The sequence below is a fragment of the Gemmatimonadota bacterium genome (genome assembly GCA_026705765.1).
Classification (GTDB): Bacteria; Latescibacterota; UBA2968; order UBA2968; family UBA2968; genus VXRD01.
In genome coordinates this window covers 1-12,788 of the sequence record JAPPAB010000045.1, presented here as the reverse complement: position 1 = coordinate 12,788, position 12,788 = coordinate 1, and the positions used below count along the sequence as shown (strand labels likewise).

12 protein-coding genes are annotated in these 12,788 nt (G+C 50.4%); 10 read left to right on the top strand and 2 right to left on the bottom strand.

What is annotated here, in order from left to right; all coding sequences use genetic code 11:
• The first annotated feature begins 5 nt into the window (after positions 1–5).
• The 6 genes from OXH16_05660 (at position 6) to OXH16_05635 (ending at position 5,372) form a co-directional block, all read left to right on the top strand.
• Entirely contained in the window at positions 6–1,028 is a 1,023-nt protein-coding gene (locus tag OXH16_05660) for a GGDEF domain-containing protein (GenBank protein MCY3680861.1), read from the top strand.
• A 76-nt stretch (positions 1,029–1,104) separates the two neighbouring features.
• Positions 1,105–1,650 (top strand): HEAT repeat domain-containing protein, encoded by a 546-nt coding sequence (locus OXH16_05655; GenBank protein ID MCY3680860.1) that lies wholly within the window; start codon positions 1,105–1,107, stop codon positions 1,648–1,650.
• 80 nt (positions 1,651–1,730) lie between these two features.
• Positions 1,731–1,985 (top strand): DUF493 domain-containing protein, encoded by a 255-nt coding sequence (locus OXH16_05650; GenBank protein ID MCY3680859.1) that lies wholly within the window; start codon positions 1,731–1,733, stop codon positions 1,983–1,985.
• A gap of 144 nt (positions 1,986–2,129) precedes the next feature.
• Positions 2,130–2,393: an OadG family protein gene (locus OXH16_05645; protein ID MCY3680858.1), complete on the top strand. Its 264-nt coding sequence runs from the start codon at positions 2,130–2,132 to the stop codon at positions 2,391–2,393.
• Between the two features lie 32 nt (positions 2,394–2,425).
• A complete protein-coding gene (locus OXH16_05640; GenBank protein ID MCY3680857.1) occupies positions 2,426–3,553 on the top strand; it encodes a sodium ion-translocating decarboxylase subunit beta in 1,128 nt (375 codons plus the stop codon).
• Positions 3,554–3,581: 28 nt separating this feature from the next.
• A complete protein-coding gene (locus tag OXH16_05635; protein ID MCY3680856.1) occupies positions 3,582–5,372 on the top strand; it encodes a biotin attachment protein in 1,791 nt (596 codons plus the stop codon).
• 10 nt (positions 5,373–5,382) lie between these two features.
• On the opposite strand, the gene OXH16_05630 is transcribed toward OXH16_05635, so the two are convergent.
• Complete coding sequence (locus OXH16_05630; GenBank protein ID MCY3680855.1) at positions 5,383–6,126, bottom strand: biotin--[acetyl-CoA-carboxylase] ligase; 744 nt, start codon at positions 6,124–6,126, stop codon at positions 5,383–5,385.
• Between the two features lie 178 nt (positions 6,127–6,304).
• Between OXH16_05630 and OXH16_05625 the strand changes: the two genes are divergently transcribed.
• The 4 genes from OXH16_05625 to OXH16_05610 are packed head-to-tail and all read left to right on the top strand — an operon-like array spanning position 6,305 to position 12,006.
• Positions 6,305–8,137 (top strand): extracellular solute-binding protein, encoded by a 1,833-nt coding sequence (locus OXH16_05625; protein MCY3680854.1) that lies wholly within the window; start codon positions 6,305–6,307, stop codon positions 8,135–8,137.
• Between the two features lie 5 nt (positions 8,138–8,142).
• Positions 8,143–9,249, top strand: a complete 1,107-nt coding sequence (locus OXH16_05620; protein ID MCY3680853.1) for a microcin C ABC transporter permease YejB — start codon at positions 8,143–8,145, stop codon at positions 9,247–9,249.
• Positions 9,250–9,307: 58 nt separating this feature from the next.
• Positions 9,308–10,396: an ABC transporter permease gene (locus OXH16_05615; protein ID MCY3680852.1), complete on the top strand. Its 1,089-nt coding sequence runs from the start codon at positions 9,308–9,310 to the stop codon at positions 10,394–10,396.
• Entirely contained in the window at positions 10,393–12,006 is a 1,614-nt protein-coding gene (locus OXH16_05610) for an ABC transporter ATP-binding protein (GenBank protein MCY3680851.1), read from the top strand. Before OXH16_05615 ends, OXH16_05610 begins: the two co-directional genes overlap by 4 nt.
• A 128-nt stretch (positions 12,007–12,134) precedes the next feature.
• Here OXH16_05610 and OXH16_05605 read toward each other — a convergent pair.
• A partial coding sequence (locus OXH16_05605; protein ID MCY3680850.1) for a peptidylprolyl isomerase occupies positions 12,135–12,788 on the bottom strand: 654 nt, incomplete at its 5' end.

Genomic DNA, 12,788 nt, shown 5'->3' with positions numbered 1-12,788 from the left:
CAGTCATGGCATCTCTGACACTTCAAAATAGCATGGACACCAAGGCATTGCCAGGCGCGACCGATTTGAAGCGCGCGCTTGTGGATATTTTATATCGCAGGCAGTTTGGTGCATTGCTAATTTTGGGCATTGATCCCCTCAATCGGACGCATGGGAACAATGCGCTTAAAGTGCTAAATTCCATTATTATTCCCACCCCCGAAAGCTTTCACATAACAGATGACAAACTCGCCGTACTTTTTAATGCCGATGATGCGCGCGTACCTGAAATCCCATCATCTCTACCTGCCGAGATTGCCGACCAAACAGGACACCGCGTATCTTGTGGTGGCATCAAAATCTCGAGCGACGATTATGGCCTGCATCCCCAAATGTCCGAGATAATCTTTTCCACTGCCCAACGCGTACTCGCCCGGGCACAACAACACGCGATCCCGCACGTGGTCTGGTTGACCGAAAAACCTACAGAGGATGCATTACATCTAACGGATATTTCCCTGAACTTTTTTCGAGAAATTGCGCGTATCAATGCCGCGCTGGTACAGAGAATGACACTGGAATCGCGCACAGATTTCTTAACAGGTCTGTACAATCGGCGCGGCTTTGAAGCAGTATTTACCCGAATGGTGCGACGCGCAAATCGCAATGGAAAGCCCCTCGCCCTCTACTACATAGATTCCGATTCGCTCAAAGCGATCAACGACAGCAAAGGGCACGACGCGGGCGACCGATTTATTGCAGATTTGGCACAGGTATTGAATGACATGCTACGCGGATCGGATTTGTTATCGCGGTTGGCGGGAGATGAATTTGCTGCGGTGGTTGAAAATACGCCGAGAACGCGTGCTTATGCAATAGCCCGCCGTTTGAACCGGGCTGTTGATGAACGCACGGAAGGCACGATATCCATTGGGGTTTATCACGGCGTACCCGAATCGACAGAAGACGCACTCAGAAAAGCAGATGCCGCTCTTTACCGTGTAAAAAACCGAGGAAAAAATGATATAGAACTGGCTGACCCGGTTTAGAAACTCCAAAAGGGGTTGCATCGTCTTATTAAAGATAATACGAGAAGCTTACCCCACTCATTTGAAGGAGAAAGTCATGCCAAAAAAGAAACGCTATGGTATGAATAAATACCAGAAAAGAGCAAAGAAAGTAGGCGAACTTCGGTTGCGGCGGGAAGATATTCCGCATTATCTCGCACTGGCAGAGAGCGACGACCCGGCAGACCGGCACGAAGCCGCTGCCAATTTGTGTCCGTGTCATGTGCGGCATCCCGTTCCCGAAATACAGACCGCGCTCTTCATGCTCATGGAAGACCCCGACCCAAACGTGCGCGCACGCGCCTGGCACACGCTGGAAGATGGCGGCGTACCCGACGACCCGAGAATGGATGAAATTTTTGAACGCGCCCGTCAAAATGAAACCAATAAGACAGTCCTGAACTTTATGCGACAGGTGCAAAACGAAAATCACGCGCACAAAGAACGCACCATGCTCAAAGTCGCAGCCCAATCGGAATACAATCAGACTGGCCGATGCGATTTTTGCGGAACAACCGGCAGGGTAAAAACAGATTTTGACACCGAAATACCCGACAGGGGGCAGATGCGCTTTGCATTGGTATGTGAAGATTGTGTAAAATAAAAAAAGTAGGGGCGACCCCCTGTGGTCGCCCACTTTGCCAGAGTGCTAAAGTTGTATTCCAATTCAACAAAGGATTTTTTATGATCGAAGGACCATCAGAAATTGAGTATCCGTGTTTATGGAATTTTAAGATCATTGGTCGCGAAGAAGAAAACATGCGTCGGGCGATTGCCAAAATTGTGGGCGACAGCGATTATACCCTGACCTTTTCAAATCAGAGCAGGCACGGGAAGTATCGCAGCTTAAACCTCGATATGGTCGTCCTCGACGAATCCCACCGCCTCAATATCTATGAGGCTCTCAGACACCATCGCAGTATTCAGATTGTGCTTTAAATCCATCCGTTTTTCCTATTTTATCTTGACAATCCACGCTATTTCTTGCACTATTTACGGCTTGCGATCCTCGCTTATTACGGTGCTGTCGTAGTGGAATTAAACAACCTCTACGATTGAGAGACCCCACCCGTTGAGCTTCCTATGTACAATTTTAACTTTAGCATGCAGAATATTGAAGACGGTCAGGGCCTGGGCATTGCGCTGACCGGAATGATCATTGTCTTCAGTGTTTTGACATTGATCAGCGTATTTATTGTAATATTGCCCAAAATATTAGCTGTTGTAGCAAAGAAATTTCCCGAATCTGCAGGACATCATGGTGTACCTGTACAGGCTGAAGACGATAACTCTACACTGGCCGCAATCGGTTACGTCATGCACATGAGGCGCACGGGAAAAACTTGACACAACTGATCACAAGATTTTTCAGGTAACGAATGGACATATTTTACGATTTTTTGAACACAACTGGATTTGCCAACTTGAGTTGGGGCAATGTCATTATGATCGCAATCGGCATTGTATTTATCCACCTGGCGATCACCAGAGATTACGAACCCCTGTTGTTGCTGCCAATTGGTTTTGGCATGATCGTGGGAAACATCCCCGCTATACCGAGCATGGCCCTCGGCGTTTACGACGAAGGCAGTGTATTGCGCTATATTTACTTTGGGGTGACATCGGGCTTATTCCCACCGCTGATTTTTTTGGGAATTGGCGCGATGACCGATTTTTCGACACTCCTATCCAATCCCAAATTGGTACTATTAGGCGCAGCGGCGCAAATGGGTATATTCCTGACCCTGATCGGCGCGCTCTATCTGGGCTTTTCACCTGCGGAATCTGGAGCCATCGGAATCATAGGCGGCGCCGATGGACCTACGGCCATTTTCTTATCTGCCAAGTTAGCCCCTCATCTTTTGGGCGCCATTGCCATCGCCGCGTATTCGTACATGGCACTCGTACCGGTAATTCAGCCGCCGGTTATGAAGCTATTGACCTCCAGACGCGAGCGACTGATTCGCATGCCCGAACCACGCAAACCCTCCAAGCGCGAACGCATCATCTTTCCGATAGCTGGCTTCTTGATTGCAACCTTAATTGCACCGGGCGCATTGACCCTGCTGGGCATGTTGTTTTTTGGCAACTTGTTAAAAGAGAGCATGGTCACAGACCGATTGGCAGAATCCGCACGCACGGCAATGGTCGATATTGTGACAATCCTGCTCGGTTTCTCCGTAGGCGCCAGCACAGAGGCACAGACATTCTTGACCTCTGATTCGCTTTTGATTTTTGGCCTGGGCGCGCTATCTTTTGCAGTCGCTACGGCAAGTGGCGTCCTGTTTGCAAAGTTGATGAACGTGTTGACAAAAGAAAAAATCAATCCCCTCGTAGGTGCCGCAGGCGTATCGGCAGTACCCGATTCTGCGCGCGTCGTACAGATGGTGGGGCAACAAGAAGACCCACATAATTTCTTATTGATGCACGCCATGGCACCCAATGTAGCTGGCGTGATCGGCTCAGCCGTTGCCGCGGGGATCTTGTGGTCGGTACTGGTTCAGTAGGTTCTGCATTTGGTGAAGGATTTTAATTATGGCAAAGAAAAAAGTAATATTTATGAATACAGCATTTCGCGACGGCTTCCAGTCGGTCTATGGGGCACGCGTATTCACACCCGACTTTTTACCTGCGGTAGAAGCCGCACGCGACGCGGGGATTGATTATTACGAAGCCGGAGGCGGAGCGCGATTTCAATCCCTGTACTTTTATTGCAACGAAGATGCATTTGCAATGACCGATGCCTTCCGAGAAGCCGCAGGGTCAAAGGCCAATTTGCAGACCCTGGCGCGTGGGGTGAATGTAGTGGGATTGGAATCGCAGTCGAGCGACATCATCAAGCTGCACGCCGAACTGTTTAAAAAACACGGCATTACGACCATCCGAAATTTTGATGCCCTCAACGACGTCAACAATTTGATCTACAGCGGGCAATGCATCGCAGAAGCGGGATTGCACCACCAGGTATGCGTGACATTGATGGAATTGCCACCCGGATGCACCGGCGCACACGACGCGGATTTTTATGAACAAACACTCCGCGAAATTTTAGAAGCCGATATTCCATATCACTCCGTGTGTTTCAAAGATGCTTCAGGTACAGCCGTGCCATCAAAAGTATATGAGACCATTAAACGGGCGCGCCAACTGCTACCCGACGGCACATTTATCCACTTTCACACCCATGAAACAGCCGGGATCAGCGTACAGGCCAATCTGGCAGCGTTGGAAGCGGGAGCCGATGCCATAGACCTGTCCCTGGCACCGTGTTCTGGAGGCACCTGCCAGCCCGATATCCTGGTCATGTGGCACGCACTTCGCGGCACAGATTACGACCTGGACATCGACATAGAGAAAGTCCGCGACGCCGAGGAAGTATTTAAAGAATGCATGGCGGATTACTTTTTGCCACCAGAAGCTACGGCAGTCGAACCCATGATCCCCTGGAGTCCAATGCCGGGCGGCGCGCTCACGGCCAATACGCAGATGTTGCGAGACAATGGCATTATGGACAAATATCCCGACATGATCAAAGCCATGGGCGACGTAGTCGCACGAGGCGGTTTTGGCACATCTGTCACACCCGTATCGCAATTCTATTTTCAACAGGCATTTAACAACGTGATGTTTGGCCCCTGGGAAAGAATCGCCGAACCCTATGGACAGATGGTACTCGGCTATTTTGGCAAAACCCCTGTACCCCCCGACCCCGAAGTTGTGAAAATTGCGGCAAATCAGTTGGGACTTGAACCCACAGACCAGCCGCCTCTTGAACGCAATGATGCCGATCCCGAAAAAGGGAGAGACGCCGCGAAGAAACTGTTGGACGCCGAGGGAATTGAGGCGACGGACGAGAACATCTTTATCGTAGCGACGTGCGGCGATAAGGGAATGGATTTCTTGAAAGGCAATGCGGAAATTGGCGTACGGAAAATAGAAAAACAGGATGACGCACCCGTGCCAGTTGCCGACGGCGCAGCAGAATACAAGCTACAGGTCAACGGCAAATCCGTGCGCGTGCAAATCGACGGCAACATCGCCACCGTAAATGGCACAGCTTATACAGTGGATATAGAAGATACGGTATCTACACAGGTATCAACACCCGCAAATGCCGAATCCGTAAGCGCGCAAATGCCCGGAAAAGTCATTCGGATTTTAAAACACACAGGGGATCAAGTCCAGGCCGGCGAAGCGATCCTCATTCTGGAAGCCATGAAAATGGAAGTCCAGATCACCTCTCCAAATGCGGGCACAGTCGTCGAAATGCCCGTCAACGTCGGCGATCAAGTATCCAATGGTCAGACGCTTGCGATGGTAGGGTAAAACGCCTCCCTTAAATCGCCGCGACATCGCCTGCCCAAATCTCACTCACCTGACCATCTGGCCCGCGTAACAAAAGTTGACCGCAGTCGCCAAACCCCGCGAGAACGCCCGTTTTTACATCATCGCCCTCACCAACCGAAATCTCCTCACCGAGATAAACACAGCGATGCTCCCACGCTGTGCGAAGAGTTGAAAAACCCTCGCTTTCCCAGCGATCAATCCACGGAGCAGTGGATGAGAGCACTTGTTCGAGCACCTGTTCGAGATAGTATTCGCGTCCCGTTTCAAGACGCATAGAAGTAACAGGACGGTCAATAAGAGCCGCAGTCGTCGCATCCATATTCACGTTGAGACCAATACCAACGACAATTGCCGTGCCATCGGGCTGTTTTAGGTCGCTGCGCTCAAGAAGCATACCGCAAATTTTGGCGCCGTCGATCAAAACATCGTTGGGCCACTTGGTTTGCGTACTTATACCATAAGTTTTCAGCGCATCGGATACACCCAGAGCAATGGCAATGGGAAGAGAAGTCAATTGGGAAAACGCTGCTCTTGTAATGAGAAGAAAGGAAAACGTCAGATTCTCATTAGCCTGTGCGATCCATTGACGCTGATAACGCCCTCGCCCAGCGGTTTGCTCCCGCGCAGCTATGACAAAGCCAGAGGAAAGCCTCTCACCTCGATATAGACGCTGAAGAAGGTGCGTATTGGTCGAAGCGAGTTGATCGTGCCATTCGGGGGGTAGAAAATTCATAAAATAAAACCTGATCTCGTATGCTCAAGTCTATCTCATAGGACAGAACCCGTATATCTCCTCACCACCGTATCTTGACAATAGAATGGAAATACCACATACTTCACAAGGGCAGACGTAGAGACAAATCTGTGTGTCTGCCCTCTTTCTTGAACATTTTAACAACAGGAGCCTGCTTATGAAAACTATTTTATTCGCGCTGGTATTGAGTCTATTCGTTGCTTTACCCATAGCGTCAGATCAGCCCAATTACAAGGGCCATGCAATTTCGATGTATGGCGACTTAAAATACGGGCCTGACTTCAAGCACTTCGACTATGCCAACCCCAACGCACCCAAAGGCGGCACCGTGAAAAGGAGTGCTGGCGGCACCTATGATTGCTTGAATCAATTCATCCTCAAAGGCGTGTCGGCTTATGGCTTGGGGTTGATCTACGATTCATTGACAGAGCGTTCGCTGGACGAGCCTTTCTCTGAATACGGTTTGCTCGCAGAGTCGATAGAAGTGCCCCCTGATCGCTCATGGACACTCTTCACATTGCGCGCTGGCGCGCGCTGGCACGATGGCAAACCCATTACGCCAGAAGATGTCGTCTTTACTTTTGAAACAATTCAAACCAAAGGCCATCCTTTTTATCGAAATTATTATGCGGATATCAAACAGATTGAAAAGGTTGGCGAGCGGCAGGTAAAATTCACATTTGGCGGAAAGGACAATCGGGAATTGCCCCTCATTGTCGGACAAATGGCGATCTTGCCCAAACACTATTGGGAAGGCAAAAATTTTGAAGAAACAACACTGGAACCGCCCCTCGGCAGCGGACCTTACAAAATTGAAGCACATGACCCCGGGCGTTCGATCACATATCGGCGCGTCGAAAATTATTGGGGCGCAAATCTGCCCGTAAAAAAAGGGCGCTATAATCCTGACGTCATTCACTACGATTATTACAAAGACAGTACCGTAGCAACCGAAGCACAAAAAGGCGGTGAATTTGATTTTGCATTGCAAAACAACTCCAAGTCGTGGGCAACCGCGTACGATATTCCGGCTGTAGCTGAGGGCAGACTGATTAAGGAATTAATCCCACACGAAAATGGCACCGGCATGCAGGGATTCTGGTTTAACACGCGACGCAGCAAATTTGCCGACCCCAAAGTGCGACACGCGCTGGCTCATGCATTTGATTTTGAATGGACCAATACCAATCTATTTTACGGACAATACGCGCGTTCAACGAGTTATTTTTCCAACACAGAACTCGCCTCATCGGGACTGCCCCAGGGGCAGGAACTCGAAATATTAGAAGCATTTCGCGGACAGATACCCGAAGAAGTATTCACCGCAGAATACAAACCACCCACAACAGATGGATCGGGCAATATACGCCAGAACTTGCGCGTCGCCGCGCGGATGTTGAAAGCAGCCGGGTGGTCGGTCAAAGATGGGAAACTCACCAACGATGCATCGGGCGAGACAATGATAATTGAATTTTTAATCAACAACTCGCCTTCGTGGGAGCGCATTGTAGGTCCGTACATTCAAAACCTGGAGCGACTCGGCGTGGAAGCCGCAATTAAAATTGTGGATACATCGCAATATCAAAATCGCGTTCAAGAATACGATTTTGATGCTATTGTAAGCCTCAGGGGACAGTCACTAAGCCCTGGCAACGAACAGCGCAATTACTGGACATCGGCAGCTGCGGATGAACCCGGTACGAGAAATTATGCGGGCATTAAAGATCCCGTCGTAGATGCGCTGGTAGATCAACTCATCAACGCGCCCGACAGAAAAACCCTCGTATCGACCACCCGCGCGCTGGACCGCGTCCTCCTGTGGGGTCACTACGTGGTACCCCACTGGCATATCCGCGCACACCGCGTGGTGTACTGGAACAAATTCGGCAAACCCGATATTTCGCCCAGGTACCTGCCTCAACCCTGGCAATATTTCCCCGATACGTGGTGGGTCGATGCTGCAAAAGAAGAAGCTTTAAAGAAAAATTAGGTGTTATGGGATCCTATATTTTAAGACGCTTTTTGCTATTTTTCCCAACGCTACTCGGCGTCATGGTGATCAATTTTCTGATCATTCAAGCCGCGCCTGGCGGGCCTGTTGAGCAAGCCATCGCACAGATACAGGGCCACGATGTAGATGCGTCTGCCCGCGTAGGCGGCGATGGCGGCGAACTATCCTCATCTCAAATCCAGCGACAGCGCAGTGGGGGATCAACGAGCAAATACCGCGGCGCGCAAGGGCTTGACCCCGAACTGATCGCGGAATTGGAGCGGATGTATGGCTTTGACAAACCGGCTCATGAACGCTTCTACCAAATGATAGTGCGCTATTTGCAATTCGACTTTGGCGAAAGCTTTTATCGCGACCAAACCGTAGTCGATATCGTCCTGGACAAAATGCCCGTGTCGATCTCCCTCGGCTTATGGACGACATTGCTCGTTTATCTCATCTCAATTCCACTGGGCGTGACCAAAGCCGTACGCGACGGATCCAAATTCGACATATGGACCTCGGGCGTGATCGTCATAGGCAATGCCGTACCGGGATTTATGTTTGCGATCTTCTTAATCGTATTATTTGCCGGTGGCAGTTATTTCGACCTTTTCCCACTGCGGGGATTGACCTCCCCCGAATGGGACCAATTTGGCCTATTACACAAAATCACCGATTATTTCTGGCACCTCGCCCTGCCCATCGCCTCCATGGTAATTGGTGGATTTGCCGGATTGACCCTCTTGACAAAAAATTCCTTTCTGGACGAAATCAACAAACAATACGTCATGACGGCGCGGGCAAAGGGATTGGAAGAGCGTCGCGTATTGTACGGGCACGTTTTCCGCAACGCGATGCTCATCGTCATCGCGGGATTCCCGAGTGCATTTGTCAATATTTTGTTCACGGGTTCACTACTGACCGAGATAATCTTTTCGCTCGATGGCCTGGGTCTCCTGGGCTACGAAGCAACGGTCAACCGCGATTACCCGATCATGTTTGCCACGCTTTACTTTTTTACCTTGCTGGGATTGGTGATGCAATTGGTAAGTGACCTGACCTATACACTCGTAGATCCGAGGATTGATTTTGAAAGCAGAGAAGTGTAGGGACAGTGCCCCCGTGCCTGTCCACCGTAACATCTTTCTACGATACCGAGAATAAACTATGAATAAACAGGACCTTGTGCGCGAAGATCGATTCTTGGGTTTTCAGATCTCGAGCCTCACGCGCCGACGCCTGGACAATTTTAAGGCAAATCGACGCGGCTATTACAGCCTGTGGATATTTCTCGTCCTGTTCGGATTGAGCTTGCCCGCGGAATTTATCGCCAATGACAAACCCCTTTTGATCCGGCACAAGGGGATATTTTATATTCCAGTATTAAAAGCCTACCCCGAAACGCTTTTTGGCGGCGACTTTGAAACCGAAGCCGAGTACCGCGATCCATTTGTAAAAGAATTAATAAAAAAAGACGGATGGATCATCTGGCCCCTGGTGCCATTTCGATACGACACAATCAACTACGACCTCAAACATCCAGCCCCCGCACCGCCTTCTGTACAAAACTATCTGGGCACCGATGATCAGGCACGCGATGTAACCGCGCGGTTGATTTACGGATTTCGGTTATCGGTCTTATTTGCCCTCGCCCTCACAGCATTTAGTTCTATAGTCGGCATTGCAGCCGGCGCTGTACAGGGCTATCTGGGAGGATGGGTCGATCTCATTTTTCAAAGATTTATCGAAATTTGGGGCGGGTTGCCCACCCTGTTTATCCTCATTATTATTGCCAGTATTATTGAACCGACTTTCTGGACACTCTTAATTATTATGCTGCTGTTCTCCTGGATGCGCCTCGTCGGCGTGGTGCGAGCCGAATTCTTGCGGGCGCGCAATTTTGATTTTGTACGCGCTGCACGCGCTCTGGGTGTCAATGACTTGACAATTATGTGGCGGCACGTTTTGCCCAATGCCATGGTGGCAACACTGACCTTCTTGCCCTTTGTACTGGTGGGATCTGTCACAGTATTGACCTCGCTGGACTTTCTCGGCTTTGGCCTTCCACCACCTTCCCCCTCTCTGGGAGAATTGCTCAATCAGGGCAAGCGCAATCTGCAGGCTCCCTGGCTGGGTCTATCCGGATTTTTTATTTTGGCAATTATGCTATCGCTACTCGTATTTATCGGCGAGGCCGTGCGCGATGCGTTTGATGTGCGCAAGACCCTGTCGCAAACGGAGGGCAAGAGCGCGTGAGCTTGTTAAACGTTCAAAATTTGGGCGTGCATTTCCAGCTCGAAGACCAGGTCGTCGAAGCTGTGCGCGGCGTATCGTTTCACATTGAAAAAGGTGAAACCGTCGCACTGGTAGGCGAATCGGGATCGGGCAAATCCGTCTCGGCACTTTCCGTAATGCAATTGCTCCCCTATCCGCGCGCCTCGCATCCACACGGCAGCGTACAATTTGACGGAGAGGAAATGCTGGGCGCGCCGCAAGAGCGACTACAACAACTGCGCGGCGACCGCATTGCGATGATATTTCAAGAGCCGATGACCTCCTTAAATCCGCTGCATACAATTGAGAAACAAATCGGCGAAACCCTGATGTTGCACCGCAAAATGACGCGAGAGCAAGCGCGAGAACACACGCTCAACTTATTGCAAAAAGTACACTTACCCGATCCCGAAACGCGCCTCAAATCCTATCCCCACCAGCTATCGGGCGGCCAGCGGCAACGCGTAATGATCGCCATGGCCCTGGCCAATGAGCCGGATTTGCTCATTGCCGATGAGCCTACAACTGCGCTGGATGTGACGATTCAAGCGCAAATTTTGAAATTGCTCAAATCACTACAAGACGAATTTGGCATGGCGATTTTGCTCATCACTCACGACCTGACAATCGTGCGCCATGTAGCGGATCGCGTCTATGTAATGACACAGGGAAAAATTGTAGAAGAAGGAGACACCGCACGCATCTTCGAGCAGCCGCAACACATCTATACACAAAAACTTCTAAATGCACAGCCAAAGGGAACAGCATCCGCGCTGAATGGATCGGCACCCATTGTGGTCGAGGCGGATAATCTGAAAGTGTGGTTCCCCATTCAGCGGGGATTGTTGCGGCGAACCATCGGGCATATAAAAGCCGTAGATGGCATTTCAGTAACCATTCGCGCCGGGCATACCGTCGGCGTTGTCGGCGAATCCGGATCGGGCAAAACAACATTGGGATTGGCCCTCTTGCGGTTGCTGAGCAGCCAGGGACCGATTGAGTTTAACGGACAGGGCATTCAGAGCCTGCCGAGCAAAGTACTGCGCCCCTTAAGGCGAGAGATGCAAATTGTTTTTCAAGACCCCTTCGGCTCCTTAAGCCCGCGCCTATCGGTCTTTCACATTATCGCCGAAGGATTGCGGGTTCACAACATGGGAGACAGCGATCACAAACGCCGAGACCTCGTAGCAGAAATAATGGATGAAGTAGGACTTGAACCCGAAATGATGGACCGGTTTCCACACGAGTTTTCAGGCGGCCAACGGCAGCGCATTGCCATTGCACGCGCCATGGTATTGCGCCCCCGATTTGTGGTCCTGGACGAACCCACAAGTGCGCTGGACATGACCGTACAGTCCCAAATTATCGACTTGCTCCGGCGCTTGCAAAAAGGCCACGATCTGGCTTATTTATTTATCAGCCATGACCTGCGGGTCGTGCGCGCACTCGCCAATGAACTCGTCGTGATGAAGGACGGCATCGTTGTAGAACACGGCGCAACAGAAACCGTATTTGCAAATCCACAAACAGATTATACGCGGGAATTGATTACAGCGGCATTTGATATCGATGTTGTTGAAAGCAACCACTGACCTGCCTAGCAAAAAACCAAATCCGGACAGGCGATTGCGGGTTCTTGGATGCAAAGGCCACGCGATTGGACATTTGAGAACTTGCAAAGCGGATACAATACCAGCAAGGTATCTGGACAATCGACATTCTATTTAGAGACTTCCGCCTGCCAAATCGGATACCGTATATCTGCCCGCTGCATCTCTCGTTGCAACCACTGATTAAACAGGTGTTTGCGGATCTCCTTTTTTATCTGCTCATTTAGTGTTGCTGGATAACATTCCTGCACCAGGTATAATGCAAAACCTCTCGATACTTTTTCCGGTCCCAAAATTTCACCTGGTGAAGCAGCAAAAACGCGCGCAGCAATCCCCTTTGGCAACTGCTTGCGCCGAACACGACCTAAAAAGCCACTACCTGATCGCGTGCGTACATCTTGAGAAAACCGACGCGCCATCGCGTAAAAATCTGCACCATCTTCTCGGATCTGCAAATCAACCTCGTCAATCACACCCTGATCCGCGTGAAAAATCCAGCAAATCTCCGCCTCATCAAATTCAAGTGTGTGTTGCGCGAAAAACGGTTCAATCTGTCCCTCGGCGATCTTCTCAGACAGCAAATACTCCAGCCGTCTCACCTCGGCATCTTCTGCCACATCCTGAAGCGTAATACCCCGCTTTGCGAGATAGGCCTCTGTATCTTCTACCCGCTCCAGGCGATGTTGATACCGCCAGTCATCTACCTTGCGCTGAATATCTTCACGCGCTGCACAAACACCCTCGCGTCGGGCGAGTTGCCGGAT

What these genes read in the sequence shown, in the direction of transcription:
- OXH16_05655 (MCY3680860.1), top strand. Translation starts at nt 1,105, where the DNA reads ATGCCAAAAAAGAAACGCTATGGTATGAATAAATACCAGAAAAGAGCA.
- OXH16_05625 (MCY3680854.1), top strand. Translation starts at nt 6,305, where the DNA reads ATGAAAACTATTTTATTCGCGCTGGTATTGAGTCTATTCGTTGCTTTA.
- OXH16_05645 (MCY3680858.1), top strand. Translation starts at nt 2,130, where the DNA reads ATGTACAATTTTAACTTTAGCATGCAGAATATTGAAGACGGTCAGGGC.
- OXH16_05640 (MCY3680857.1), top strand. Translation starts at nt 2,426, where the DNA reads ATGGACATATTTTACGATTTTTTGAACACAACTGGATTTGCCAACTTG.
- OXH16_05660 (MCY3680861.1), top strand. Translation starts at nt 6, where the DNA reads ATGGCATCTCTGACACTTCAAAATAGCATGGACACCAAGGCATTGCCA.
- OXH16_05630 (MCY3680855.1), bottom strand. Translation starts at nt 6,126, where the DNA reads ATGAATTTTCTACCCCCCGAATGGCACGATCAACTCGCTTCGACCAAT.
- OXH16_05635 (MCY3680856.1), top strand. Translation starts at nt 3,582, where the DNA reads ATGGCAAAGAAAAAAGTAATATTTATGAATACAGCATTTCGCGACGGC.
- OXH16_05615 (MCY3680852.1), top strand. Translation starts at nt 9,308, where the DNA reads ATGAATAAACAGGACCTTGTGCGCGAAGATCGATTCTTGGGTTTTCAG.
- OXH16_05650 (MCY3680859.1), top strand. Translation starts at nt 1,731, where the DNA reads ATGATCGAAGGACCATCAGAAATTGAGTATCCGTGTTTATGGAATTTT.
- OXH16_05620 (MCY3680853.1), top strand. Translation starts at nt 8,143, where the DNA reads ATGGGATCCTATATTTTAAGACGCTTTTTGCTATTTTTCCCAACGCTA.